Origin of the sequence: Sporosarcina sp. P32b (assembly GCF_002743335.1) — a bacterium.
In the GTDB taxonomy this organism is placed as follows: Bacteria; Bacillota; Bacilli; order Bacillales_A; family Planococcaceae; genus Sporosarcina.
Genome location: NZ_PDZB01000001.1, coordinates 244,926 through 269,795, shown reverse-complemented (window position 1 = coordinate 269,795; position 24,870 = coordinate 244,926). Strand labels below are relative to the sequence as shown.

General features: G+C 40.7%; 24 protein-coding genes. 1 reads left to right on the top strand and 23 read right to left on the bottom strand.

The genetic code is table 11. The features are described 5' to 3' along the window. Positions 1-43 precede the first annotated feature (43 nt). The 6 genes from CSV64_RS01310 to yneA all read right to left on the bottom strand — a co-directional run bounded on the left by CSV64_RS01310 (position 44) and on the right by yneA (position 4,371). A complete protein-coding gene (locus CSV64_RS01310) occupies positions 44-280 on the bottom strand; it encodes a YneF family protein (RefSeq protein ID WP_099633246.1) in 237 nt (78 codons plus the stop codon). Positions 281-390: 110 nt separating this feature from the next. Then, positions 391-831, bottom strand: coding sequence for a sporulation inhibitor of replication protein SirA (gene sirA, locus CSV64_RS01305; protein WP_099633245.1), 441 nt, complete (start codon positions 829-831; stop codon positions 391-393). A 144-nt stretch (positions 832-975) separates the two neighbouring features. Next, the gene (gene tkt / locus CSV64_RS01300) at positions 976-2,982 is read right to left on the bottom strand and encodes a transketolase (RefSeq protein WP_099633244.1); all 2,007 of its coding nucleotides are present in this window, start codon (positions 2,980-2,982) and stop codon (positions 976-978) included. A 108-nt stretch (positions 2,983-3,090) separates the two neighbouring features. Further along, positions 3,091-3,327 (bottom strand): DUF896 domain-containing protein, encoded by a 237-nt coding sequence (locus CSV64_RS01295; RefSeq protein WP_099633243.1) that lies wholly within the window; start codon positions 3,325-3,327, stop codon positions 3,091-3,093. Between the two features lie 67 nt (positions 3,328-3,394). Continuing rightward, on the bottom strand, positions 3,395-4,048 hold the full coding sequence (locus CSV64_RS01290; RefSeq protein WP_099633242.1) for a YneB family resolvase-like protein: 654 nt from the start codon (positions 4,046-4,048) through the stop codon (positions 3,395-3,397). Next, on the bottom strand, positions 4,045-4,371 hold the full coding sequence (gene yneA / locus CSV64_RS01285) for a cell division suppressor protein YneA (RefSeq protein ID WP_099633241.1): 327 nt from the start codon (positions 4,369-4,371) through the stop codon (positions 4,045-4,047). The genes CSV64_RS01290 and yneA overlap by 4 nt, the downstream gene beginning before the upstream one ends. A gap of 195 nt (positions 4,372-4,566) precedes the next feature. On the opposite strand from yneA, the gene lexA reads away from it, so the two are divergent. Further along, positions 4,567-5,187, top strand: coding sequence for a transcriptional repressor LexA (gene lexA, locus CSV64_RS01280; RefSeq protein WP_099633240.1), 621 nt, complete (start codon positions 4,567-4,569; stop codon positions 5,185-5,187). Positions 5,188-5,238: 51 nt separating this feature from the next. Here the strand turns inward: lexA and CSV64_RS01275 are convergent, their stop codons facing one another. From CSV64_RS01275 to pgsA, 17 genes are all read right to left on the bottom strand, one after another. Then, positions 5,239-6,498, bottom strand: coding sequence for a methionine gamma-lyase family protein (locus CSV64_RS01275; protein ID WP_099633239.1), 1,260 nt, complete (start codon positions 6,496-6,498; stop codon positions 5,239-5,241). 94 nt (positions 6,499-6,592) lie between these two features. Continuing rightward, on the bottom strand, positions 6,593-6,817 hold the full coding sequence (gene hfq, locus CSV64_RS01270) for an RNA chaperone Hfq (protein WP_099633238.1): 225 nt from the start codon (positions 6,815-6,817) through the stop codon (positions 6,593-6,595). A 40-nt stretch (positions 6,818-6,857) separates the two neighbouring features. Beyond that, positions 6,858-7,790: a tRNA (adenosine(37)-N6)-dimethylallyltransferase MiaA gene (miaA, locus tag CSV64_RS01265; RefSeq protein WP_099633237.1), complete on the bottom strand. Its 933-nt coding sequence runs from the start codon at positions 7,788-7,790 to the stop codon at positions 6,858-6,860. Beyond that, on the bottom strand, positions 7,774-8,700 hold the full coding sequence (locus tag CSV64_RS01260) for an alpha/beta hydrolase (RefSeq protein ID WP_099633236.1): 927 nt from the start codon (positions 8,698-8,700) through the stop codon (positions 7,774-7,776). The genes miaA and CSV64_RS01260 overlap by 17 nt, the downstream gene beginning before the upstream one ends. Beyond that, the gene (locus tag CSV64_RS01255) at positions 8,697-10,337 is read right to left on the bottom strand and encodes a glycerol-3-phosphate dehydrogenase/oxidase (protein WP_099633235.1); all 1,641 of its coding nucleotides are present in this window, start codon (positions 10,335-10,337) and stop codon (positions 8,697-8,699) included. Before CSV64_RS01255 ends, CSV64_RS01260 begins: the two co-directional genes overlap by 4 nt. A 27-nt stretch (positions 10,338-10,364) precedes the next feature. Next, positions 10,365-12,191, bottom strand: a complete 1,827-nt coding sequence (mutL, locus tag CSV64_RS01250) for a DNA mismatch repair endonuclease MutL (RefSeq protein WP_099633234.1) — start codon at positions 12,189-12,191, stop codon at positions 10,365-10,367. A gap of 5 nt (positions 12,192-12,196) precedes the next feature. Further along, positions 12,197-14,764 (bottom strand): DNA mismatch repair protein MutS, encoded by a 2,568-nt coding sequence (gene mutS, locus CSV64_RS01245; protein WP_099633233.1) that lies wholly within the window; start codon positions 14,762-14,764, stop codon positions 12,197-12,199. 197 nt (positions 14,765-14,961) lie between these two features. Beyond that, positions 14,962-15,465 carry an immunoglobulin-like domain-containing protein gene (locus tag CSV64_RS01240; RefSeq protein WP_099633232.1) on the bottom strand — a complete coding sequence of 168 codons (504 nt, stop codon included), beginning with the start codon at positions 15,463-15,465 and terminating at the stop codon, positions 14,962-14,964. Positions 15,466-15,575: 110 nt separating this feature from the next. Further along, positions 15,576-16,133, bottom strand: coding sequence for an outer spore coat protein CotE (gene cotE, locus CSV64_RS01235; protein WP_099633231.1), 558 nt, complete (start codon positions 16,131-16,133; stop codon positions 15,576-15,578). Positions 16,134-16,253: 120 nt separating this feature from the next. Next, positions 16,254-16,688, bottom strand: a complete 435-nt coding sequence (locus tag CSV64_RS01230) for a YlbF/YmcA family competence regulator (protein WP_199168358.1) — start codon at positions 16,686-16,688, stop codon at positions 16,254-16,256. Beyond that, positions 16,688-18,235, bottom strand: a complete 1,548-nt coding sequence (gene miaB / locus CSV64_RS01225; protein ID WP_099633229.1) for a tRNA (N6-isopentenyl adenosine(37)-C2)-methylthiotransferase MiaB — start codon at positions 18,233-18,235, stop codon at positions 16,688-16,690. The genes CSV64_RS01230 and miaB overlap by 1 nt, the downstream gene beginning before the upstream one ends. Before the next feature lie 149 nt (positions 18,236-18,384). After that, positions 18,385-18,654 (bottom strand): stage V sporulation protein S, encoded by a 270-nt coding sequence (locus CSV64_RS01220; protein WP_099633228.1) that lies wholly within the window; start codon positions 18,652-18,654, stop codon positions 18,385-18,387. A gap of 92 nt (positions 18,655-18,746) precedes the next feature. Beyond that, positions 18,747-19,544 carry a TIGR00282 family metallophosphoesterase gene (locus tag CSV64_RS01215; RefSeq protein WP_099633227.1) on the bottom strand — a complete coding sequence of 266 codons (798 nt, stop codon included), beginning with the start codon at positions 19,542-19,544 and terminating at the stop codon, positions 18,747-18,749. 68 nt (positions 19,545-19,612) lie between these two features. After that, complete coding sequence (rny, locus tag CSV64_RS01210) at positions 19,613-21,172, bottom strand: ribonuclease Y (protein WP_099633226.1); 1,560 nt, start codon at positions 21,170-21,172, stop codon at positions 19,613-19,615. A gap of 548 nt (positions 21,173-21,720) precedes the next feature. Continuing rightward, positions 21,721-22,782, bottom strand: coding sequence for a recombinase RecA (gene recA / locus CSV64_RS01205; protein ID WP_099633225.1), 1,062 nt, complete (start codon positions 22,780-22,782; stop codon positions 21,721-21,723). Positions 22,783-22,948: 166 nt separating this feature from the next. Continuing rightward, complete coding sequence (locus CSV64_RS01200) at positions 22,949-24,205, bottom strand: competence/damage-inducible protein A (RefSeq protein WP_099633224.1); 1,257 nt, start codon at positions 24,203-24,205, stop codon at positions 22,949-22,951. A 16-nt stretch (positions 24,206-24,221) separates the two neighbouring features. Next, positions 24,222-24,800, bottom strand: coding sequence for a CDP-diacylglycerol--glycerol-3-phosphate 3-phosphatidyltransferase (gene pgsA, locus CSV64_RS01195; protein WP_099633223.1), 579 nt, complete (start codon positions 24,798-24,800; stop codon positions 24,222-24,224). Between the last annotated feature and the right edge of the window lie 70 nt (positions 24,801-24,870).

The following is a 24,870-nucleotide window of genomic DNA, read 5'->3' as shown; positions in this document are numbered from 1 at the left end:
AAAAAGCTCCGTGTTAGCAATTCTGCTAATCACGGAGTTTTACTTATTTTTTTTTAGCTGGCTTGTCTTGAACCTTGCTCATCTGAGCCATCATTTGGTTAATTTTCTTTTGTGAAGGTTTCTGTCCCATTTGCATCATCATCATACGTAACATTTGTTCATTAATTGGCGGATTGTCCTTCAAATAATTCATCATATATTTACGTGCTATGAAAAAGCCGAGAGCTACTCCGCCGATCAAAGCGACGACGATCAATAAAATTGCTATCCATAAAGTCATTACTGCCAAACCCCCCTCATAAAAATAGTTCGATTACATACTACCAAGAAGGATTATACAACATAGCAGCAGTGAATAGCAATGACTGTACGCAAATTGTGCGGAAGTTTTTACATCATCGAATTTTCTAGTATCATGCGTTCAGAGTGTTTAAGTGGTTTGAGCCAGCCGCATTCTTGCTGTTCATTCATCACCGCAAAAAAACGATCAGTTGAAGTGGATAGTGCTACAAATAAATCTAAATCCAACATGCGTGACCCTTGGCAATACACCTGTATACTGTGCGTACCCATTTTGATGAATACTTCTCCCTTGATTAAGTGTGTCAATCGATATTCATTATGATATGAATCCAATTCATCAAAACTTTTTGCCAAGTTATTCTGAATAATAGTATCTAGTTCTCTTTGATTTAACCGATCACATAAATATTCAATTTCTTGATAGTTCGTAGAAGGACCTACTGTTAGCAGCTCAAATAATAATCGTTCACGTCCCATTATGAAGGACTGATACGCTGACTTGATCTTGAAAATTTCATACTTCCTCATAACGAACACCTCCTACTGTCTATCATAGAACTTGTCCTCAGTAAATCGTGTCAGTTTGCGGAAAACTTCATCACTATTATTGTCGTAAAGCTGCGCAAAAAAACACACGGCTCTTTGATAGAAAGAGCCGTGTGTTGCGTATGCTTAGTTATTTAATAGATTTGTCATTTCTCTTACAACATTTTCTACAGTAAAGCCATACTTTTCAATGACTAAGTCGCCTGGCGCACTTGCACCAAATGTATCAATTGCCATGACAGTTCCTTCATCGCCTGAGTATTTATGCCAGCCAAGGGAAGCTCCCATCTCAATCGCTACTCTCTTCTTGATGTTCTTTGGAAGAACAGAATCTTTGTACGCTTGATCCTGTTTCTCAAATAGATCCCATGAAGGCATGGAGACGACAGCGACGTCGACACCTTGTTCTTTAAGAGCTTTCTGCGCTTCAACTGCAAGACTTACTTCCGAGCCGCTTGCAAGCAGTAAACCATCCGCTTGCTCTTTAGAAGCAGGTGATATGACATACGCACCTTTTGGTACATATTCCATCGCTAGTTCTTGTGATTTAGGCAATACTTCAAGGTTTTGTCTAGACAAGACTAAGACAGTTGGTGTGTCTTTTGAAGTAGCAGCTATATGCCATGCTGCAGATGTTTCATTTCCGTCAGCAGGACGGATGATAGTCAATCCAGGCATTGCACGTAATGAAGCCAATTGCTCAACTGGTTCATGAGTAGGTCCGTCTTCTCCGACCGCTACGCTATCATGTGTGAATACATATGTTACGGGTAAGCCCATTAATGCAGACAATCGAATAGCAGGACGTACATAATCACTAAACACGAAGAATGTTCCACCAAATACTTTCACTCCGCCGTGAAGAGTCATGCCGTTTAGAGCAGTCCCCATAGCGAATTCACGAACACCAAACCATATATTACGGCCAGCATAGTCGTCTGCAGTGAAATCACCTGCATTTTTAATCGTTGTCTTGTTTGAACCCGCAAGGTCCGCGCTACCACCAAATAATGCCGGAACTGCTTTCGCTAATGCATTGATTGACTCACCAGATGCTGAACGAGTCGCTACAGAAGCACCTGCTTCATAAACTGGCATTTGTTCTTTTAAATCAGTTGGAAGTTCGTTTGCCATCGCTAATTTTAACTGTGTTGCCAATTCTTTATGTTCGTTTTCGTAGCTTGCGAATAGTTCATTCCATTGATTCTCTGATTGAACACCCAGTTGATCTGTTGCTGAATTAAAACGGTCATAAACTTCTTCTGGAACGTAGAAGTCTTCTTCAAATGTCCACTTGTAATACTCTTTCGTAAGCGCCATTTCATCTTCACCTAACGGTGCACCGTGTGCATCTGCTTTACCAGACTTATTTGGTGATCCGTAACCAATGACAGTTTTCACTTCAATGATTGTCGGTCCTCCTGTATTGCCTTTTGCTTTTTCAATTGCATCTGAAACAGATTTTGTATCATTGCCATCTTCTACGCGTGCATAGTTCCAGCCATATGATTCAAAGCGTTTTCTAATGTTTTCAGAGAACGACATATCTAAATCGCCATCTAAAGAAATATCGTTACTATCATATAGCACGATCAGTTTATTCAATTGAAGGTGGCCTGCCATAGAAATTGCTTCTGCCGCCACACCTTCCATCAAATCTCCATCACCGCAAAGTGCATATGTGTAGTGATCGACAATATCGAAACCGGGCTTGTTATACGTTGCCGCAAGATGTTTTTCAGCCATTGCCATACCAACGGACATACCAATCCCTTGTCCAAGTGGTCCTGTTGTCGCTTCAACTCCTGCAGTGTGTCCATACTCCGGATGTCCAGGTGTCTTTGAATCCCATTGTCTGAAGTTCTTTAAGTCATCAATAGTCAAACCGTAGCCACTTAAGTGCAACAAGCTGTAAAGTAACATGGAGCCGTGTCCTGCTGAAAGTACAAAACGGTCACGATTGAACCATTGTGGGTTTGATGGATTATGGTGTAAATGTTGTGTCCATAGTGTATACGCCATCGGTGCTGCACCCATCGGTAATCCCGGGTGACCAGAATTTGCTTTTTCAATTGCATCGATTGATAATGTTCGGATTGTCGTTATTGCCAGTTGATCGATTTTTTCGGTCATGCTGTACATCCTTTCCGTCCTGTCTCATATGAGTGTTTTATAGTACATATTCCTTCTCTAGTGTAGTCAATTCTAGAGTTAATTACAATGTTAATCCTTTACCTATCATCAATTTAGCGGCTTTTGATTCGCTCGCGCTAGTTTAACTTTTTCAGGTGTTACATCATTTCCTTCAGGATCTACTACTTTGACCGATTCGATCGTTTCACGCATGCTTGAACGGAATGATTCCAAGTATTCCTTTCTCAACCGCGTCTGTTCTTTTGCTTCCTCGATCGATAATCCTGTTGTTTTCTTTTTATTCGCCAATTCATTAATACGTTTTATTTTCTTTTCTGATAGCATCTTTAAAACCCTCCATAAGTTAGTCGTTTAATAAAATGTAAACAACCTGAAGGAAAAGTGCAACCTATTAGTGTTCTTGTGCAATAAACTCTTTATATCTTCTATGAACCGTCGCTTTACTGACAGCATGGCCAAGTCCATTCAATACCGTTGCAATTTCTTCGTATGTGAGACCTTTGTTGCGAAGCGAGACAATTTCTTCTATTGGTAGTTCAAGTCTTTCACGCCCCGGTCCCTGATCAATATTCCGCAGATTCTTTGATGGATCATAGCCTCTGTCAACAGCACGCTTCATCCCTCTACGTATTTTTGCATTATGTAGTTTACGTTGATATTCCTCTACGATTGCGAGAATTTCTAGTAACATGGAATCCATTTCATTCAGTTCTATTGTACCGTTTGAATGATTGGTAATCACAGCCGTTTCACTTTTTGCAATTACATGCAATATCGCGACCCTTGCATTCCCTCGACCTAATCGTGTCTCATCTTGAATGAATACTGCATCCACTAAACCATTTTGGATTTGATCCAACATGGATAGAAGGCCTTCACGATCCATATCATACCCACTCTGCCGATCTGTGTAAATTCCAACACAATCATAGGATAACTCAGTAGCTAACTTTTCTAGTTCTTCCTGCTGCCTTACAATAGACTGCTCTTGTGTTTCTTTTTCTGTACTCACTCGGCAGTATATTACACACGTCTTTTCTGTCATTTAGTTCCCACTCCTATTTCAGCCACCCGGATATCTGTTTGTTTATTAATTTTAACAGGCACACGCAGTAATTCACCTGAAACGATTTGATCGGTAGGCAATTCATTTAATGAACGTACCTGTTCGATCCAATGAGTGGTTGGTATATCTTCTGAGTAGTTAGAAGCCAGTTGCCATAGTGTATCTCCTTCATTAACAACGATTTCCATATAGTGATCTTCCACGGCTATTTTATCGAATTGAACCCAGGCAAATGACACACATACTATTAATAATACAGCGAAATAATAATTGTTTTTAATAAATTCTTTAACAAATTCCATAATAACTCCTCCTCTAATTTGCGCATTTAGAATGCACGTTCGGAATACCTGTTCTTAATTATAAGAGAACATATGATTCCATGTCAAGCAAAATTAGAACCTTTGTTTGATTACTAATCGAACACATGTTATACTATATTCAAAATAGTGGTTCAGTATTCCATTGCTCGCAAACTAGTAGAAGAGGTGAATCTGTTGAAGAAAATATCAAAGAGACAAGAAGAAATACTTGCTTTCATAAAAGATGAAGTGCGTTTAAAAGGTTACCCCCCTTCCGTTCGTGAAATTGGAGAAGCTGTCGGTCTTGCATCAAGTTCCACGGTTCACGGTCACTTATCACGGCTCGAAAGCAAAGGTTTTATACGCCGAGATCCGACAAAACCTCGTGCCATCGAAATTTTGGATCCTGAAGGACTGGACGAGTTAAAGAGTGGCGTTATGCATGTGCCATTGATTGGTAAAGTTACAGCTGGTAATCCAATTACGACAATTGAAAATATCGAAGAGTACTTCCCATTGCCGGATACATTCGGTTCATCAGAGGATGAAATCTTCATGTTAGAGATTGTAGGAGATAGTATGATTGAAGCTGGCATCTTAAACGGAGACCGTGTGATTGTCAGACAAACCCACTCCGCAAGTAATGGTGAAATCGTTGTAGCTATGACAGAAGAAGACGAAGCGACAGTTAAACGTTTCTTTAAAGAGAAAGACTATTTCCGACTCCAACCAGAAAACTCCTCTATGGAGCCAATCATTGTAGATCAAGTTTCTATTTTAGGAAAAGTGATTGGTGTTTTCCGTATGATTCATTAATCAACAAAAAAGTGTATCGAGAAACCTTAATAGGTTCTCGATACACTTTTTTTATACCAACTTCTTTTCAAGCAATTGTTCCATAGAATCTAGTACTGCGGATTTTACATGCTCATAGGTCAATCCACCTTGAATATATGCTGTGTAGGGTGGTCTAATTGGGCCGTCAGCTGTCAATTCGATACTGGATCCTTGAATGAACGTACCCGCTGCCATTATGACGTCATCGGCATAACCGGGCATATAGGATGGCTCCGGTGCATATTGAGCATTAATTGGTGAGTTTTGCTGGATCATCTGACAGAATGCAATCATTTGTTCGGCGTTTAAAAAATTCACTGATTGGATTAAATCCGTTCGAAGCTCACTGTAATGCGGTGTGGTATCCATACCAAAGCTACCGAAAAATGCCGATGTGAATAGCGCGCCTTTGACCGCTTGACTTACTACGTGTGGGGCTAAGAAGAATCCTTGGTACATCTCAAGTAACGTATCTAGTGAGGCTCCTGCCTCAGCTCCAAGGCCTGGAGAAGTCATTCGATATGCACACTTCTCAACCAAGTCTTTCTTACCTGCTATGTATCCACCTGTTCTGGCAAGTCCGCCGCCTGGATTTTTGATGAGCGATCCTGCCATCAGATCTGCTCCAACTTCTACGGGCTCTTTCATTTCCACAAATTCTCCATAGCAATTATCTACAAATATCACGACATCTTCTTTGATTTTACGGATTTCCTTAATAATCGCTTCAATTTCATGGATTCTGAATGATGGATTGCTTGAATAACCTTTCGAACGTTGGATTGCTACGACTTTCGTCTTCGATGAAATCGTCACTTTGGCTTTCTCATAATCAACAGAGCCATCCTCTTTCAAATCAATATGCTGATAAGAAATGTGAAAGTCCTCTAGTGAACCCGTATCTTTGCCATTGCCGGAAATGATAGACTCCAACGTATCGTATGGTTTACCCGTAATATAAAGAAGTTCATCACCCGGACGCAATATCCCAAACAAGCTAATTGTAATGGCATGCGTGCCTGAGATAATTTGATTTCTGACAAGACAGTCTTCCGCTCCGAATACATCTGAGTATACTTGTTCCAATACATCACGGCCACTGTCATCATAACCATAACCTGTAGAGCCGGATAAATGAAAGTCGCTTACCTGATTTTTTTTGAATGCTTGTAAGACTTTTCTTTGGTTAAAAAACGCAATTTCTTCTACTGTCTTCACGTACGGAGCAATTAGTTCCTCCGCTTCTTGTGATTTAATCAGTAATTCATCATTTATGGGTGTTATTTGCATGTGTAGTACCTCATTTCATTTTGTCATATTCTATTTTACCAGATGAAGTGTATATACCAAATGAAAGACAACAAAAAAACAGGCAAGCGCCTGTTTATAGTTCGTCTTTTAAAATAACTGGTTTTGCAGGGGCATACGTAGAAATCGCATGCTTATAAATAAGCTGTTGCTTACCGTCTGTTTCCAATAGAACCGTATAATTATCATACGACTTGATTAGACCCTTTAGTTGAAAACCATTTAGTAAAAAGATTGTCACGAATGTGTTGTTCTTCCGTAAAGAATTCAAAAACGTATCTTGCATATTTCCTTGTGCCATTCGATTGCCTCCTCGTCCCTGTTATTTAGTTATTCCATACTCACTTCTGAAAATCCTTTATTATCTTACAGGTTGTTTGAAAAACTTCTTCCCCCGACTGATTAGCATCTACCCACTGGACAGGCAATTTATTACGAAAGTAGGTCAGCTGCCTTTTTGCATAATTACGTGTGTTTTTCATTACCGCTTCTATTGCCTGCTCTTTTGTTAATTGTCCGTCAAAATAGGAAATCAGTTCTTTATAACCTATCGCTTGTACAGATTGGGTGTGCCGAATCCCTTTATTCCAGAGTTGCTGTACTTCTGTAAACAAACCCGCTTGAACCATTTGTTCCACACGCATATCGATTCGTTCATAGAGTAGATCACGGGGAAGATCCAGACCAATAATTACAGAATGATACATCGGCTGATTTCCTTGTTGCTGTTCATGGTCTTGCTTTGTTTGACCCGTCACTTCAAGGATCTCTAGCGCACGCACTAGACGTCTATGATTATTCGGATGGATTTTCTCTGCACTTTTCGCATCTAATTCTGCAAGTTTCGCGTGCAAGACATCTGCGCCTTCTAGTTCAAGTTCCCGTTCTATGCGCGCTCGCACTTCAGGGTCGGCGGCTTGTTCAGTAAATCGATAATCAAACAAAACGGACTGAACATACATTCCACTGCCACCAACAATAATAGGTAGTTTTCCACGAGATTGAATATCCGCTATCCATTGTCTCACCGCTAGCTGATATTCCGCTACGGAAAACGATTCTGTTGGTTCTTTTACATCAAAGAAATGGTGTGGAATTCCTTGCATTTCAGAACGATGAATCTTTGCTGTGCCGATATCCAATTCTTTATATACTTGCATAGCATCTCCATTAATGATTTCTCCATTAAATAATTTTGCCAGGGCTATGCTAAGCGCTGTTTTCCCTGAAGCAGTCGGTCCTACTACTGCTAGTACATCAACGGGTAAGTTCATGTCGTTTCATCCATTCTACGATAGTCATATACACTTGTTTGTAGTTGGTTTCCTGAAGCATCTCGTGCCTTCCGCCTTCATAGAGCTGAACAGTAACTTGCTGTTGTTTCGCTTTGTCGAATTGTTTGGCTACTTTCCACACACCTTTAGCGCGGTCTCCTACTAAATCATCTGTACCTGAGAATAATAAAATCGGTAGTTCATTCGGAATATTCAACAAAAATTCAGGCACTTCCATTGAATTCATTCCTTCAAGCAACACACGAAATAGTTGAGCAGTCGGTACGAAACCACATGCCTCATCCTCTTCGTAATCAGCCACGCTTTCTACATCGCGCGATAGCCAAGCAAATTCACCTTCATCAGGAAATTGTTTCGAATAATTGCCGAAGACCAAGTTGTTCAAAAACACATCCGGTTGCTCTTTAGGGAACTTATCTTCCCTATACGCAGCCAACGCAATCGCAGCATGTGCAGTGAACTCAGAATTAGATCCAGTGCCCGATAAGATCACTTGACTAATCGTCTGACTATAAAGCTGGATATAGCGCCTAGCAACGAATGAACCCATGCTATGACCGAGTAGTACAACGGGAAGTTCCGGGTATTGTAGTTGATAACATTGATTCACTTCGAATGCATCATCTACCAATTGGTCGAATGTAGCAGACTCACCTATATAGCCGTAAACATGCCCATTTTCTATAGCTGTCTTACCGTGTCCCCTTTGGTCATGCAACGTCACGACATACCCTTGCGACTGCAAGTACTGTGCGAATCTTTTATAGCGTCCGCTATGTTCTGCTAATCCATGAATGATGTGCACACGGCCAATCGGCTCAGTCTCCGGTGTATAACTTGTCCCATACACTTTAGTCCCGTCACGCATTGTTATCCATTGGTCTGTCATGAACTTACACTTCCCTTCGCTTCCGCAATCGCATTTTGCAAATCATTTTCATGAGTGGCTTTCTCACTTTCTGTATACTGCAACAACTTTGCCATATAGTCGGTTACTTGTGTCGCTAATGATTCTACAACATCGATTTGGAAATATAAATCACCTTTTCTGCGGATAAAGAAATCGCTTGGCGTTGTGACCATTTCATGATGAATTCCATATAAGATCTCTGCGCGTAAACTTATCGGCAAATTGTTCTCTTCTGCTGAAATCGAGTGGGCTAATTGGAAAACTTCATCACTATTTCTTCCGTAAAATGAAGCAAGACGCGCTCCTTGCTGTGGAGTTAAGCCGAATTTAGGTGCTCTTTCCGCTTGTAGGTCAATAAATTGCTTCAACGCTTCATCGTCTATGAAATCACTTCCTGAAACGGGGATATCCTTCGTTTCACATCGCTTGATAGATGGCTTTACTAGCTGTTCACTAATTCGATCCACTACGACTTCCGCCATCTGACGGTAGCCTGTTAACTTCCCTCCTGCAATCGTCAGCAATCCAGGAACTGTTTCCCACACTTCATCTCTTCGTGAGATTTCAGAGGCATCCTTACCTTCTTGTGCAATCAATGGACGAATTCCTGCCCACGTAGATTCTACATGTTGACGTTGAAGATGAATGCTTGGGAATATCTCACTAACCGCATCGATAATATAATGTATATCCTCTTCGGTCGCTATAGGATGCTGTTTATCCTCGGTATAAAATGTATCAGTCGTTCCTATATACGTTTTATTATCCCGTGGAATAGCAAATAACATACGACCATCCGAGTTATCAAAATAGATTGCTTGTTGCAACGGGAAGATAGATTGATCTACTACGATATGGACACCTTTCGTAATATGCAATTGTTTCGTATGTTTGCTGCTAATTTTCTGCTGCAACTCATCTACCCACGGACCAGATGCGTTGATCACCATAGAAGCCCCTACGGAAAATCGTTCACCGGTTAGTTGATCACTTAATACTGCTCCAACGATTCGATCTTTCTCAAAGTTGAATTGTTCGCACTTCATATAATTCAAGCAAAGTGCGCCTTTTTCTGCCGCTTTCTTCAGTACTTCAATCGTCAAGCGCGCATCATCGGTTTGATACTCCACATAATACCCGCCACCTTTTAAGCGTTCCTTTTTCAGTAATGGTTCAAGTTCAGCTGTTTCTTCTTTCGTCAACATTTCCCGTCGTTCTGCCGGCTTTACACCCGCCAGTAGGTCGTAGGCGAGAAGCCCGACAGAAGTGGAATACTTGCCATACGTTCCTTTTTGATAAATCGGCAATAGCATCGGTCTTGATTTGGTAATGTTACGAGAGTTACGGAAGACAATTTCCCGTTCTTTTCCCGTTTCTGCCACTATTTTCACTTCTAGTTGTTTTAAATAGCGTAAACCGCCATGTATCAGTTTAGTTGAACGGCTAGATGTTCCCGCCGCAAAATCTTGCATATCAACTAGGGCAACCGAAAATCCTCTTGCAGCCGCATCCAATGCGATTCCGGCACCTGTAATCCCTCCACCGACAACTAAAACATCGAATGAAAAGTTTCTCAAGTCCTGAATTCTGCTTGATCTTTCTAATGTAGAAAACATAAAATCGCTCCTCTCTGATGTGCTCTGTTACATCACTCGTTTAAACATTTTCTCTAATTCATACGTTGTAAAATGGATCAATACTGGACGACCATGCGGACATGTATAAGGATTATGACATGCACCTAGATCAGTCAGTAATTGTTCCATGTCTTCTTGTCTTAAGTAATAATTTGCTTTGATCGATTTTTTACAACTCATCATAATGGCACTTTCCTCACGCAGTTTCTCGACATCGACTTTGCGTTTCTCGAGTACTTGCTCAATCATTTCTTCTATGATCGAGGTAGCTTGTCCTTCAGGGAACCATGAAGGATACTCTTTCACGGTATACGTCGCTGGACCGAATGCTTCCAAAAACACACCGACTTCTTCCAGTGCATCTTTACACTCTTCAATCTTTACTTGCTCATCAGCTGAGTAATGAAAAACTAGTGGTAAGAGCAATTGCTGCCGTTCACCAGCATCCACTTGTCCAAGCTTCACTTTGAAGTATTCATATTTGATTCGTTCTTGCGCAGCGTGCTGATCGATCAAATAAAATCCGTCTTCATTTTGCGCCACTATATATGTTCCATGAACTTGTCCGATCGGTGCAATGGAAGGAAAATGATTCATTTCCTGCTGTTGCTGCTCATAGACAGTAGGCTCTTGCGGCATGGGTTCTTCTTGCGGTTCAAAAACAGCTTCTGGAAAGACCGGTGTAGCTTGCTCTGTAATAGGCGCTTCCACAGGCGTAATGGAAGACTGTACTTCTTGTCCTTCTAATGGAACCGCTACTTCCGGCCGACGATAAGAAGGTGTCCAAATTGTCTGCTGTTGCGAGTCTCTTTTAACAGGCTTCTCTTTCTTTACCGCGTCAGGAATTATAGTGACTCCTTGAATTGCCTCTCTAATTGCTGCCTTTATCAAAGAAAGTAATTCTCCTTCTTTACTAATACGGATATGACGCTTCGCAGGATGAACGTTGACATCTGTCAAAATAGGATCTGCTGTAATATCAATAACTGCAATCGGAAACCTTCCTATAGGTAAGTACGTATGCATCGCATCAATAGCTGCTTGCGTTCCCGCATAGCTTTTAATCCAACGGCCATTCATCAGAAGTGAAATATAATTTTTAGATGCGCGTGTCATCTCAGGAAGTGTAATAAAACCTTTCACCTTAAAATCAGCATCTTCCTTTTGAAACGGGATCATCTTACGGGCAACTCCTACACCGTATATATCTGATAATACCCGTAATAAGTCTCCTGAACCCGATGTTCTAAGAACTTCATGATGATCGTGAGTTAACGAAAAGGAAATGTCAGGATGACTTAATGCTAATCGATTCAATAAATCTATCGTATGTCCAAGTTCCGTCTGAATCGTTTTCATATATTTCAAACGTGCGGGCGTATTAAAAAATAAATGTTGTATAAGAAAATCTGTGCCTTTTCGTAATGCTCCCGCTTCATACTTCAGTACTTTACCGCCTTCTATCTCCACTACAGCACCTTCTACACCATCAGAAGTCCATAACGATACTTTTGATACTGCGGCAATACTTGCTAAGGCTTCTCCTCGAAACCCAAGCGTACGAATTCGAAACAGATCATGTTCATTAGTTATTTTACTAGTAGCATGCCTTTCAAAACAGCGAATGGCATCTTCTTCAGACATCCCCTTGCCATTATCGGTAACACGGATCGAAGTCAAACCCGCCTCCACTAGAGATACTTCAATTTTAGTACTTTGCGCATCAATCGCATTTTCCACTAGTTCCTTAACGATAGAAGCAGGACGTTCCACCACTTCTCCCGCCGCTATTTTATTGGCTAGTGTGTCTTCCATGATGTGAATTTGATTCATCCGCTTCACCCCTTCTTCTCTGTGGTCAGGCGTTCTTTCCACTCCATTATTTTCTGCATGGTTTGCATAGGTGTCATATTCATCAAGTCCACCGCTTCTATTTCATCGAGCAATTTTTGTGTTTCTGCGGAAAGCATAGGCTCGCTGTCCGTTTCAAACAAGGCAAGCTGTTCTGACACAGATGACGCGCCTTTCGTTGTACTATCTTCTTCAAATCGCTGTAACAAGGTTTTTGCACGTCCTACTACATCTGCAGGAAGACCTGCGAGTTCTGCTACATGAATCCCGTAGCTTCGATCGGCTGCTCCAGGTAATACTTTATGCAGGAACACGACTTTACCATTTTGCTCTTTCGCCGCAACGTGTACGTTCAATAAGCGATCTAACACATCTTCCAATTGTGTCAGTTCATGATAATGGGTAGAAAACAGTGTGTTCGCACCAATTTCTTCATGGATATACTCCATCATCGCTTGTGCGAGTGCCATCCCATCATACGTTGAAGTTCCGCGCCCAATCTCGTCAAACAACAATAGACTGTGGGAGGACGCATGAGCCAATGCATATTGAGACTCCATCATTTCCATCATGAATGTACTCTGTCCCGACGCCACGTCATCCGCAGCTCCTATACGTGTGAATATTTGATCTGTGATGGGCAGTATAGCCTTTTCACAAGGCACGAAACAACCGATTTGTGCCATCACTACAGTCAAAGCTACTTGACGCATATACGTACTTTTACCCGACATGTTGGGGCCTGTAATAAGCAACATATTTTCATCTTCAGCTAGCATACAAGAATTTGGGATATATAATGAATGGTTCATCATTTTCTCCACGACTGGATGTCGGCCATTTTCAATGTCGACAGCCTTCCCTGTATGGAACACTGGTCGAACATATTGATTCTTTTCAGATACTTTAGCAAATGACAGCAAAACATCCAGTTCACTGATGACAGATGCTAGTTGTTGAATTCGTTGTACATCGCCCTTCACCTGTTCGCGAATTGACTGGAATAAATCCAATTCCAATGTCTGGCTGTCTGCCTCCGCGTTTAGGATCAGTTCTTCTTTTTCTTTCAGCTCCGTCGTTATGTATCGCTCTGCATTCGCGAGTGTCTGCTTACGTTCATAGCGAGATAAGTCAGCTAAATGAATATTGGATTTAGTGATTTCAATATAATACCCAAAAATCCGATTATAGCCTATTTTCAACGTTTTAATTCCGGTCAGTTGTCGCTCTTTTTGCTCAAGTTGCGCTAACCATGTCTTTCCATTACGGGAAGCATTTCGAAGCTCATCTAATTTTTCATGATAACCGTCCAAAATGAGTCCACCGTCTTTACTAGATATCGGTGGGTTGACTGCTATCGCATCCGTCAACAACTGGAATGTTTCTCCGCAAGGATCCATTCGGTCAGCAAAGCGCTGTAACATCGGACGCTTCGATTGTTCAAGCAATTGTTTTAGTTTTGGTATATGTGACAATGAATTGCGTAATTGTGCAAGATCACGTGCACTTGCACTACCCATAGATATTCTGCCGGCAAGGCGTTCTACATCATAAACGTCATGCAATTCTTCTAGTAACTCTTCACGCAAGAAATACTCATCAAGTAAGTTGTTTACAGTTTCTAGACGATCTTCAATCGCTTGTCGCTGCGCCAAAGGCTGGTGAATCCACATCCGTAATTTCCTCGCACCCATCGCTGTAACGGTTTCATCAAGTACCCAGAACAACGTACCTTCTTTTTTGCCTGAACGAATAGTTTGTACAAGCTCTAAATTCCGCATCGAGTTCGCATCAATCGATAACTTAGCATCTTTCTCTATATAGATGAAAGGCCGAATATGACCAAAAACCATCTTTTGCATGCGTAGTAGATACGACTGCAACTTACGGCAAGCTTCCTGCAACTCTTCTGGCAAATGGTCATATGTATCATGACCAATTGATCCCGAATGCTCCGTATCTTCAATTGAAAGCATGATTTCGCGACTTTCGAACAGATCTGTCAAAATAACATGAAGTTGTTGATCAACGATAATTTCCTTCATGTTAAGTGCTTCGATTTCTGCCAGCAGTGTTCGCTCGCTTCCTTCAATTAACTCTACTTTCCCTTCTCCAGTACCGACATCAAGATACGCTAGTGCATAACGTTGATACCCTAAGCTATCGATAGCACCTATAAAATGATTTGCCTCGACATCAATTGTTTTACCTTCTGTTAATGTTCCAGGCGTAATAACTTTAACGACTTCACGTTTAACAATTCCCTTTACGTTGCGTGGGTCTTCCATTTGTTCACATATCGCTACTTTATGACCTTTATGGATTAATGTTTCAATATATCCAGTAGCGGAGTGATAAGGTATACCGCACATTGGTATACGTTCTCGTGCACCGGAATCCCTACTAGTTAACGTAATTTCTAATAATGCAGATGCATTAACGGCATCCTCAAAAAACATCTCATAGAAATCTCCCAAACGGAAGAATAAAAATGCGTCTGTATATTGCTCTTTAATTTTCAAATATTGTTGCATCATTGGTGTATGTTCAGACATGGTAAACCCTCTTTTTCTCGCTCATTTTCTATACATTATACCAAACACCCTAAGAGTTAACGAATCAAAAGGGGTTGATGTGGTTTTAAAAGGTAAATAGACATATATAATCAAATAAAAACGGTATTTAAAAAATATAAACTATTCTTGCTTTTGATTAGCTAGGATAGTTTAATCTGTTCTATTCCAATTTTGTGCTATTCTGGTGCTCTGTGTTTAGAAGTCACTGTAAATGGTACAGCGAGTGTTATCGTATAATAGGGAGCTATTGGCGTCAGAAATATTTTCACTAGGCGATATTGGCCGGGTACGAGAGTCACTCCAAGAGTTTCTACGGAAAAACTTTGTTGGATTTCCTTGCCCGGTGCAATCAAATTACCTAAATTAGTAAAGTGTGGATTTTCATAAAACACTGAATTCGAATGTGTCAGAGTGTACCATTCATCATTTTTTAATACTTCTATTTGATAATATTCACCGTACTCATAAATACTTTTACTGTCATTCTTTACTTTCGTGTGGAATAACGGCATACCTTCCTCATATTGATCTTCTAGAATCGAAAATGTCAGGCCTTGCTCATTCGTCACTAATTTCTGCTCAGGTGAAGGAGCTGTTAGTGTTTGTATTTCATTCTCTTTCGAACATGCTGTCAACAGTGTCAAAGCAGATAGGAGTATAAGCCATTTGATCTTCACCATAGGATCACCTTCCTATCTATAGACTACATCTACTAGCGAAAATTCCACTTGACCTGCATCATGTTTTTTTACTTAAAGCAAAATAAAAAAAAGCCGGTGAATCTCCGGCTTTAAAATGGTGAATCTTTACGTTTTGGTGGTTGGTGTGGTCTCTCTTTATTCGGTACTTCATTATCCTTTTTATCCTCCATCACAAGAGAAGAAGATTCTGCTTCAAGTATCGGCCATTCTTCATCATATGGATCGGGATGAATGGTTACAGAAACTTTTGTTTCACCAATCATCTCAACTAATAGTTCTCTTTCAATGGAAATGGAGAAGTTTTGGCCACATTCAGAAATACTGGCTTCTGTACAGTTAGGATGCTGCAATACCGTGACAATCGTTTCTTCTTTTGCGGATGTCGGCTCATCGCGGTAATGCAACGCGATCTTATCTTTATAAGGAATCGATTCAGTAAAGACAGACGTCTTGGAATGATCATGATGTGAATACCAAACATTCACGTCAAAACTACCCGTTACTTCTACATGCGCTCCAACTTTCTTTGCTTGTTGCGTGTGATTGATCACCCAGCAACCCAATATGCTGGAGGGGCGATTAGGCGGCTTCAGCAGCTCAGTAGTTTCCGAACGATGCTTCCCTTTGGCAATAACAGCTTTAGTCACAATTTGTCGTAAGTTTTTCAGTTTTCTTCCTCCTTCTTTGGCTTCTATCCATCCTATGCAACAGCAGCCCAGAAATTGAAAAAAATCGGCAAGGAATTTTCTCCTTAGCCGATTTTTTATTTAAGAAAGGGATTTTTTCTGCGTATTCTCTACGTATGATCCTGTTTCACCGCGTAATAGATCGCCGCCAGTAGACTCAATAATTTCATCTGTCACGCTGTTAGCTATTGTATTAGAAACCAATTGAAGTAAATCATTCACTTCGTCTTGAGACTGTTTGAATTCTTGTACCAATGGAATCGCGTCAATTTCACCTTGTACTTGTTCGATTTTCTTTTCAATCGCTTTTAATGCACGCTCTTTTTCGTAGTTTTGGAAATTCACTGCCTGTGTTTGAAGTGATTTCATACTAGCGATTTTTTCACGTACTTTTTGGTTTTCATTGATTTGCGCTTCTGCACGTTTATAAAACTCTACTTCTTCCGTGTTTGCCAACATATGTGCCAAATCACGTGCTTTTTCTATGATTTCTTCTTTTGTAAACTTCTTCTCCATTATCCCATCACCTTTTCTTGTTGGACTACTCCAATGAATTCACCATTGAGTGACCATGATTTTGCTTCTTTAATACGCACTTCTACTATCTCACCAATCACAGAGCGCGGTGCTACAAAATTCACTAATTTACTTTTTTCTGTGTAACCCGCTAGTACATCAGGATTTCTCTTACTTTCCCCTTCAACTAGTACTTTAACAGTTTGTCCTTCATATGGCTTCATTGCTTCGGCGGACATGTCGTTCACTAGTTTAAGAAGGCGCTGCAAGCGTTCTTTCTTTACTTCCATCGGTATATTGTCCTGCATCTTCGCAGCCGGTGTTCCTTCACGCGGTGAATAAATATATGTGAATGCCATATCAAACCCAACTTCGCGATAGAGAGACATCGTTTCTTGAAACTGTTCTTCTGTCTCATTCGGGAACCCTACAATAATATCCGTTGTGAGTGATAGATTAGGTATTGCACTTCTGATTTTATCAACCAGTTCCAAATAGCTTTCCCTAGTATATTTACGAGCCATAATCTTCAACATCTCAGTTGAACCTGATTGTACAGGCAAATGAATATGATCGACCAAGTTTCCACCTTTTGCAAGGACCTCTATCAAATGATCATCAAAATCGCGAGGGTGACTTGTAGTGAATCGAATTCTTGGGATATCAATTAATCGTAACTCATCCATGAGATCACCTAGACGGTATGTAATATCGTCAAAATCTTTGCCGTACGCATTCACATTTTGCCCTAGTAAGGTGATTTCTTTATAGCCTTCTGCAGCCAACTGACGAACTTCTTGAATGATGTCTGCTGGACGTCTGCTACGTTCTTTACCACGCGTATACGGCACGATACAGTACGTACAGAACTTATCACATCCGTACATGATATTAACCCATGCTTTGATCTTACCATGACGGACTTTTGGCAAGTCCTCAATCACGTCGCCTTCTTTGGACCACACTTCAATAACCATCTCTTTAGACATATACGCTTCATGTAAAATGTTCGGCAAGCGATGAATGTTATGTGTGCCGAAGATCATATCTACTTGATCATACGTTTTCAAGATTTTATTTACAACGGATTCTTCTTGTGACATACAGCCACATACTCCGATTAATAAATCAGGGTTTGTCAGTTTGAGTGGTTTATAATGACCTAATTCACCAAACACTTTATTCTCGGCATTTTCACGGATTGCGCATGTATTGAGCAGTATAACGTCTGCTTCTTTAACATTGTCAGTGGCATCATATCCTAATGCCATAAGAATCCCTGCAATCACTTCCGTATCGTGTTCATTCATTTGACAGCCAAATGTTCGAATAAAGAACTTACGACCTTGTCCCATTCCTTTAAAGCGTTGATCTATTTGAAAGTTATCGTGATATTCCACTTCTTCTTTCCCGCGTTTTTTTGCGTCTTTTAGAGAAGGCCCGCTATACACAGACTCGAAATATTTGCTATAGTCTTTTTCTAAGATGTCTGGTTTCGATCGGTCTTTCGTTGCGAGTCCAGCTTGCAAGCGCTGTTCTTCATTCATTGCAGAAGCCCCTTTCTATTACTTATCGGGAAATAAGCATACCTGTTGTTATTATACTGAACTTTTGTCTGATATGACAGCAAAGGGGAAAAATGTCGCTGGTTTGTCATGAAAAAAAGACCACGAAATTGATCGTGGTCTTCTGTATTCTACTTACGTTCCTTTTTTTCAACGAAAAGTTTGAGCGCCGTTCTAGCTTCCCCGTTGATTTCGATATCGGTGAAGGCTGGCGCGCAAATTAGGTCGCCTCCGCTTGGTGCTACGAATCCTCTTGCGATTGCAATTGCTTTCACTGCTTGATTTAGTGCTCCAGCACCGACTGCCTGGATCTCGGCATAGCCTTGTTCACGAATAACTGCAACCAATGCTCCTGCTACTGAGTTCGGATTTGAGCGAGATGATACTTTCAAGGGACTCACGATATTTCCTCCTTATTTTGCAATGTCTATGGAACGTGTATATTCCATACAACATCCTATGATAGGCAAGGAGGATTTAGACACCTAGATAATTAGTTTTTGAAAGGATGATCTTCGTTGATTCGTATCCGCTCAATTTTGAGTGCTTTACCGGTTTTGTCATCCAATTCTACAAACATACCGTTTAGCTGTGGTCTTCCACTTTTCGGCACCTCAAAGCGAGTTGGCAAGTTGGTATAGAAGCGATACAACACATCTTCTTTTTTCATTCCTAAAATTTCATCATACGGGCCTGTCATACCTGCATCTGTTAAATATGCAGTACCCCCCGGCAATATTCGATCGTCTGCGGTTTGAACATGTGTATGTGTCCCAACAACAACGGAAACTTTTCCATCTAAATGCCAACCCATCGCAATCTTTTCACTTGTTGCTTCTGCATGGAAGTCTACAAAGACTAATGGTGATGTTTGCAACGCTTCTTCTACTAATTCATCTGCTTTTGCAAATGGATCATCGTGCGGCGGCAAAAATGTACGGCCATGTAAATTAATTACGGAAAGTGTAACGCCATTTTTGGTAATGGACGTCATGCCTTTACCCGGTGCTTGTTCAGAGAAGTTAGCAGGACGAATTAAATAATCCACTTCATCTATGAAATCATAAATTTCCCGTTGATCCCATGTATGGTTTCCCATTGTGATGACATCTACTCCAGCATGCAATAAATCATGATAGATGGATTTTGTAATTCCTCTACCTGAAGCAGCATTTTCACCATTCGCGATAATAACGTCTGCTTGATATTTGCGTTTCAAACGCGATAAATAATCTATTACCATTTCTCTTCCCATCGATCCTACGATATCTCCAATAAATATTACTTTCATCTGTAACATCCTCTTTCCAAAATGAAAACAGCTTCCTAACGAACCGGAAGCTGTTTTTTTATTAGGTATTATTTTGCATACTCTACTGCGCGGGTCTCCCGTATGACCGTCACTTTGATATGCCCTGGGTAGTTTAATTCTTCCTCGATTTGTTTTCGTATATCACGTGCTAAGCGATGTGCGGTAATATCATCGATCTGTTCGGGGCGAACAATGATTCGCACTTCCCGTCCTGCCTGAATGGCAAATGACTTCTCTACACCTTCGTATGATTCCGAAATTTCTTCGAGTTTTTGCAGTCGTTTTATATAGTTTTCCAATGTTTCACTACGAGCACCTGGTCTTGCTGCAGATAATGCATCTGCCGCTGCTACAAGTACTGCTATAACAGAAGTAGCTTCTTCGTCACCGTGGTGAGAAGCAATACTGTTAATGACAACTGGATGTTCTTTATATTTCACTGCCAACTCTTTACCAATTTGAACGTGACTACCTTCTACCTCATGGTCGATTGCTTTACCGATATCATGAAGTAAGCCAGCACGTCTAGCAAGTGTTACGTCTTCTCCTAGCTCTGCCGCCAGTAAGCCAGTTAAATAGGCTACTTCGATAGAGTGTTTCAAGACGTTCTGTCCATAACTCGTACGGAAGTGCAAACGTCCAAGAATTTTGATCATATCCGGATGCAAGTTGTGAACACCTACATCGAATGTAGTTTGTTCTCCCTTTTCTCGGATTAACTCGTCCACTTCTCTTCTAGACTTGTCCACCATTTCTTCGATACGTGCAGGGTGAATTCGTCCATCCTGAACCAATTTCTCCAAAGCCAATCTTGCCGTCTCTCTACGTACTGGATCAAAACCGGAAAGAATGACTGCTTCTGGTGTATCGTCAATAATTAGATCAATTCCTGTAAGCGTCTCGAGAGTACGAATATTTCGTCCTTCACGACCAATGATGCGACCTTTCATCTCATCATTCGGTAAGTTAACGACGGAAACTGTTGTTTCTGCCACATGATCTGCTGCAAAACGTTGCAATGCCAACGATAGAATTTCACGAGCTTTACGCTCCGATTCTTCTTTAGCTCGTTGCTCCGATTCTTTTGTCATGACAGCAATATCTGTAGATAGTTCTTCTTCAACATCTTCCAAGATGACGCGCTTTGCCTCATCTCTAGTTAACGAAGAGATTCTTTCCAGTTCAGTCTTCTGTGTAGTAACGAGTTGTTCCGCTTTGCGTTCCATCTCTTCAATATGCTGTTGTCTTTCTAATAGCGCATCTTCTTTGCGCTCTAGACCTGCTTCTCTTTTATTGAGCGCATCATCCTTGCGATCAAGGTTTTCTTCACGCTGTAAGAGACGGTTTTCCTGTTTCTGTAATTCCGTCCTTCTCTCACGGACTTCTGTTTCTGCTTCAATCCGCAGTTCGTGAGTTTCATCTTTCGCTTCTAACAGTGCCTCTTTCTTCACTGACTCCGCTTCACGCTTCGCCTCTTCGACGAGTTGGTTGGCAGTATGCTTGGCACCAGTTACTTTTGAATCATTCACATTTTTCAATATAAAAAAGCTAACAACTGCACCGACGATGAGACTTAGCAAAACGGAGATGAGTATTTCAATACCCATTGAGGTCACCTCCTCCTGCTTATTCTTTTCTTTTCAGTCGGCTTGTATAATCAATTTTGCCACGGCGAATATATTCACTTTACTTGTTACCGGAGATTCCCGGTAATGTCCCGACGATCTGTGAAAACGCCGAAGGCTTAACTTAATCCAACGGGTAGTAGAAAACCTGCTGTTTCGGGACTAATTTTCTATTGATGTCACTACTTTTTGCTTAACTTTTCATTTTGCTGAATTAAGTTAAAATCAACATACCGCCAAAAACAATTGATTGGTTTGTTAAATATAGGACGTATATAATACGCCACTTTAATTGTATAGTTGTATTTTTATTGTGTCAAGGAATGATGAAGGAAAAATGACTCTATAGAAGCTTTTTGTTTTTTGCTCGAGTCTTTCCACTGTACATTTCGCCTTTTCCTTGAAATGTACTTATAGTTCCAGAACAGCGTGAGGAATGTCATAGTCAAGCTAATTATCTCTAAAATGAAATGTAGTGATTTTATATAAAAAAACCGCCAATTGAAAATTGGCGGTTTTGCAAGTATATCTTACTTCTCATCTGAAAGTGTTAGTAAGTCATCCAGCTCATCTTCTTCATCATGTGCTGCGATTACATAGTTTGTAGCATTTAAACCGTATGATTCACGAATTTTGACCGCGATTTCATCACGCATTTTTAAGTTTTCCTTCAAGAATTGTTTCGCGTTTTCACGACCTTGTCCTAAACGCTCGCCTTCATAAGAATACCAAGCACCACTCTTTTGGACTACTTCCAATTCAGACCCCAAATCCAGAATTTCACCTTCTTTTGAAATTCCTTCACCGTACATGATGTCTACCTCTGCTGTACGGAAAGGTGGAGCTACCTTATTTTTCACGACACGAATTCTAGTTTTATTACCCATAATGTCGTTGCCTTGCTTGATTGCTTCACCTCTGCGCACTTCAAGACGAACAGAAGCATAGAACTTTAATGCACGTCCACCTGGTGTTACTTCTGGATTACCGAACATAACGCCTACTTTTTCACGAATCTGGTTAATGAATACTGCAATAGTATTTGATTTATTAATAGCACCAGAAAGTTTACGCAACGCTTGAGACATCAAACGAGCTTGCAAACCAACGTGTGCGTCACCCATCTCGCCTTCGATTTCAGCTTTTGGTACAAGTGCTGCTACAGAGTCAACTACGACAATATCTACCGCGCCTGAACGAACAAGTGCTTCTGCAATTTCTAATGCTTGCTCACCTGTATCCGGCTGTGATAATAGCAACTCATCGATATTGACACCTAGCTTTTGTGCATAGACAGGGTCTAATGCGTGTTCCGCATCAATAAATGCCGCAGTACCACCGCTTGCTTGCACTTCTGCAATTGCATGCAACGAAACAGTCGTTTTACCAGAACTCTCTGGTCCATAGATTTCAATGACTCGTCCACGTGGATATCCGCCTATTCCTAGTGCCGCATCCAAAGCTAGTGAACCTGACGAAGATGTATCAATTTGAAGATCTGTCTTCTCTCCCATTTTCATGACAGAACCTTTACCGAATTGTTTCTCTATTTGTTTTAGTGCCATATCTAATGCCGCTTTACGATTGCTCAATTACAATTCCTCCTCAAACTCTTTTTCTACTCTTATTATACCTTTTTCAAATGGAATACACAAGATTTAAACGAACGGGCATTCGATAAATCGGTTATAGAAATTGAAAAACAAGCGCAAAAGGCTAGGATGAATTGATTTTTGGTAGCTAATTTAATAGCAAAATTTAATACTTCAGTTCTTTTTTCTCTTTTATTTTCTGAATAAGGTAATGTAAGGCAAATTGAACAGAACGTTTACGATTTGTATTGCGAGACCCGGAAAGCTGAAGCTTATAAGATGTTGTCTTCATACCTTCTGCTGCAATCCCGATCCAAACTGTACCGGGTGGCTGACCATCATGAGGTTCAGGACCTGCAGCTCCTGTCAGACTAACACCAAATGTTGTAGAAAATCTCTCTCTAACGCTTTCAGCCATCGCTTCAGCACACTCTGCACTGACAATCCCATGGTAATCAAGCAATGATGATAAGATACCTAATTGCTCGATTTTCATTTCTTTATTGTATACTACAAGACCGCCCTTTAGCGCATTACCAATTCCAGCTTCTGAACCAAGTTCCGCCATAAACATTCCGGTAGTTAAACTTTCTGCCGCCGAAATAGTCCAGTCATTTTGAAGCAATAATTCAGTCGTTTTGGAAGCCAGCGTATCTTCATCTACACCATAAATAAACTCCCCTACAATTGAACGAATTTCCTGTTCCACAGGTAATATTAACTTCTGAGCATCTTCTTCCGTTTTAGCTTTTGCGGTAATACGCAACTTCACCATACCAGGTGAAGCAAGTGGTGCAATTGTAGGGTTTGTTTGCTTCTCTAGAATAGACTGGATACGCACTTCCAATTCTGATTCGCCAATTCCCTGCAACTTCAATACCTTCGATGTGATTACATCTTGTTTTCCGTATACACCAAGCAAGTATGGAATCGCTTCTTGTTCAAACATGGGCTCCATTTCATGGGGAGGGCCCGGCAGTAAAATATACTGTTTACCATTCTTGCCTATCGCTATGCCAGGAGCCATACCATTTCGATTTGGCAATACCGTAGATCCTTTTAAAACAAGTGCTTGCTGTTTATTATTCTCCGTCATTACTTTTCCAACTTGAGTAAAATAATCTTCGATGGTTTTCATCGCATCATCATCAGATACAAGCTCACAACCTAATTCATGGGCAATAGTTTGCTTTGTCAGGTCATCTTTAGTCGGTCCGAGACCGCCACTAAAGATAAGGATATCTGCACGTTTCTGAGCCAGTTGAATGGTTTGTGACAAGCGTGTAGGATTATCCCCTACAACGGTGTGGCAATATACCTCAATTCCAGCTTCAGCCAATCTGGCCGATATGAACCTAGCATTAGTATTCGTGATTTGTCCTAGAAGAAGTTCAGATCCTACCGCAATGATTTCTGCTTTCATGAATACATTTCACTCCTCACATTGACTCCACTAAAATTTTACGATTTTTAACGAAGTAATCGACACCTGACCATACTGTAAATACTAATGCGATATACAACATGATCGTTCCGAATGGAATACCAATTGCCTCGAAGAATATATTATGCAATAAAAGAAATGAAATCGCTAGAAGTTGCGCGACTGTTTTAATTTTACCTAACTGGTTGGCTGCTACTACTTCACCGCCTCCTGCTAAAATCAAACGTAAACCTGTCACGGCAAATTCTCTACTAATAATAATGATGACGATCCAAGCAGGAGCTGTCCCCATTTCCACTAATAAAATAAAAGCAGCTGAGACTAGTAATTTATCTGCTAACGGATCCAAAAACTTACCCATATTGGTCACTAAGTTGTTTTTTCTAGCTAAGTATCCATCTAGCCAGTCCGTTGTTGAAGCAATGATGAAGATGATCGCTCCCACTAAATGTTCAACAGGCATTTCCACTCCACCTAGTTGAATCATTCCCCATCCAAAGTCCACTGCAAGAAACAGGATGAAAATAGGGATCATAAATACTCTTGAGAGTGTAATTTTATTTGGTAAATTCATTACATGTCCGCCTTTCTAACGGTAAAATCTACTTATAAAGAATAAAATAGTCACCTTTTGAGATGACTAT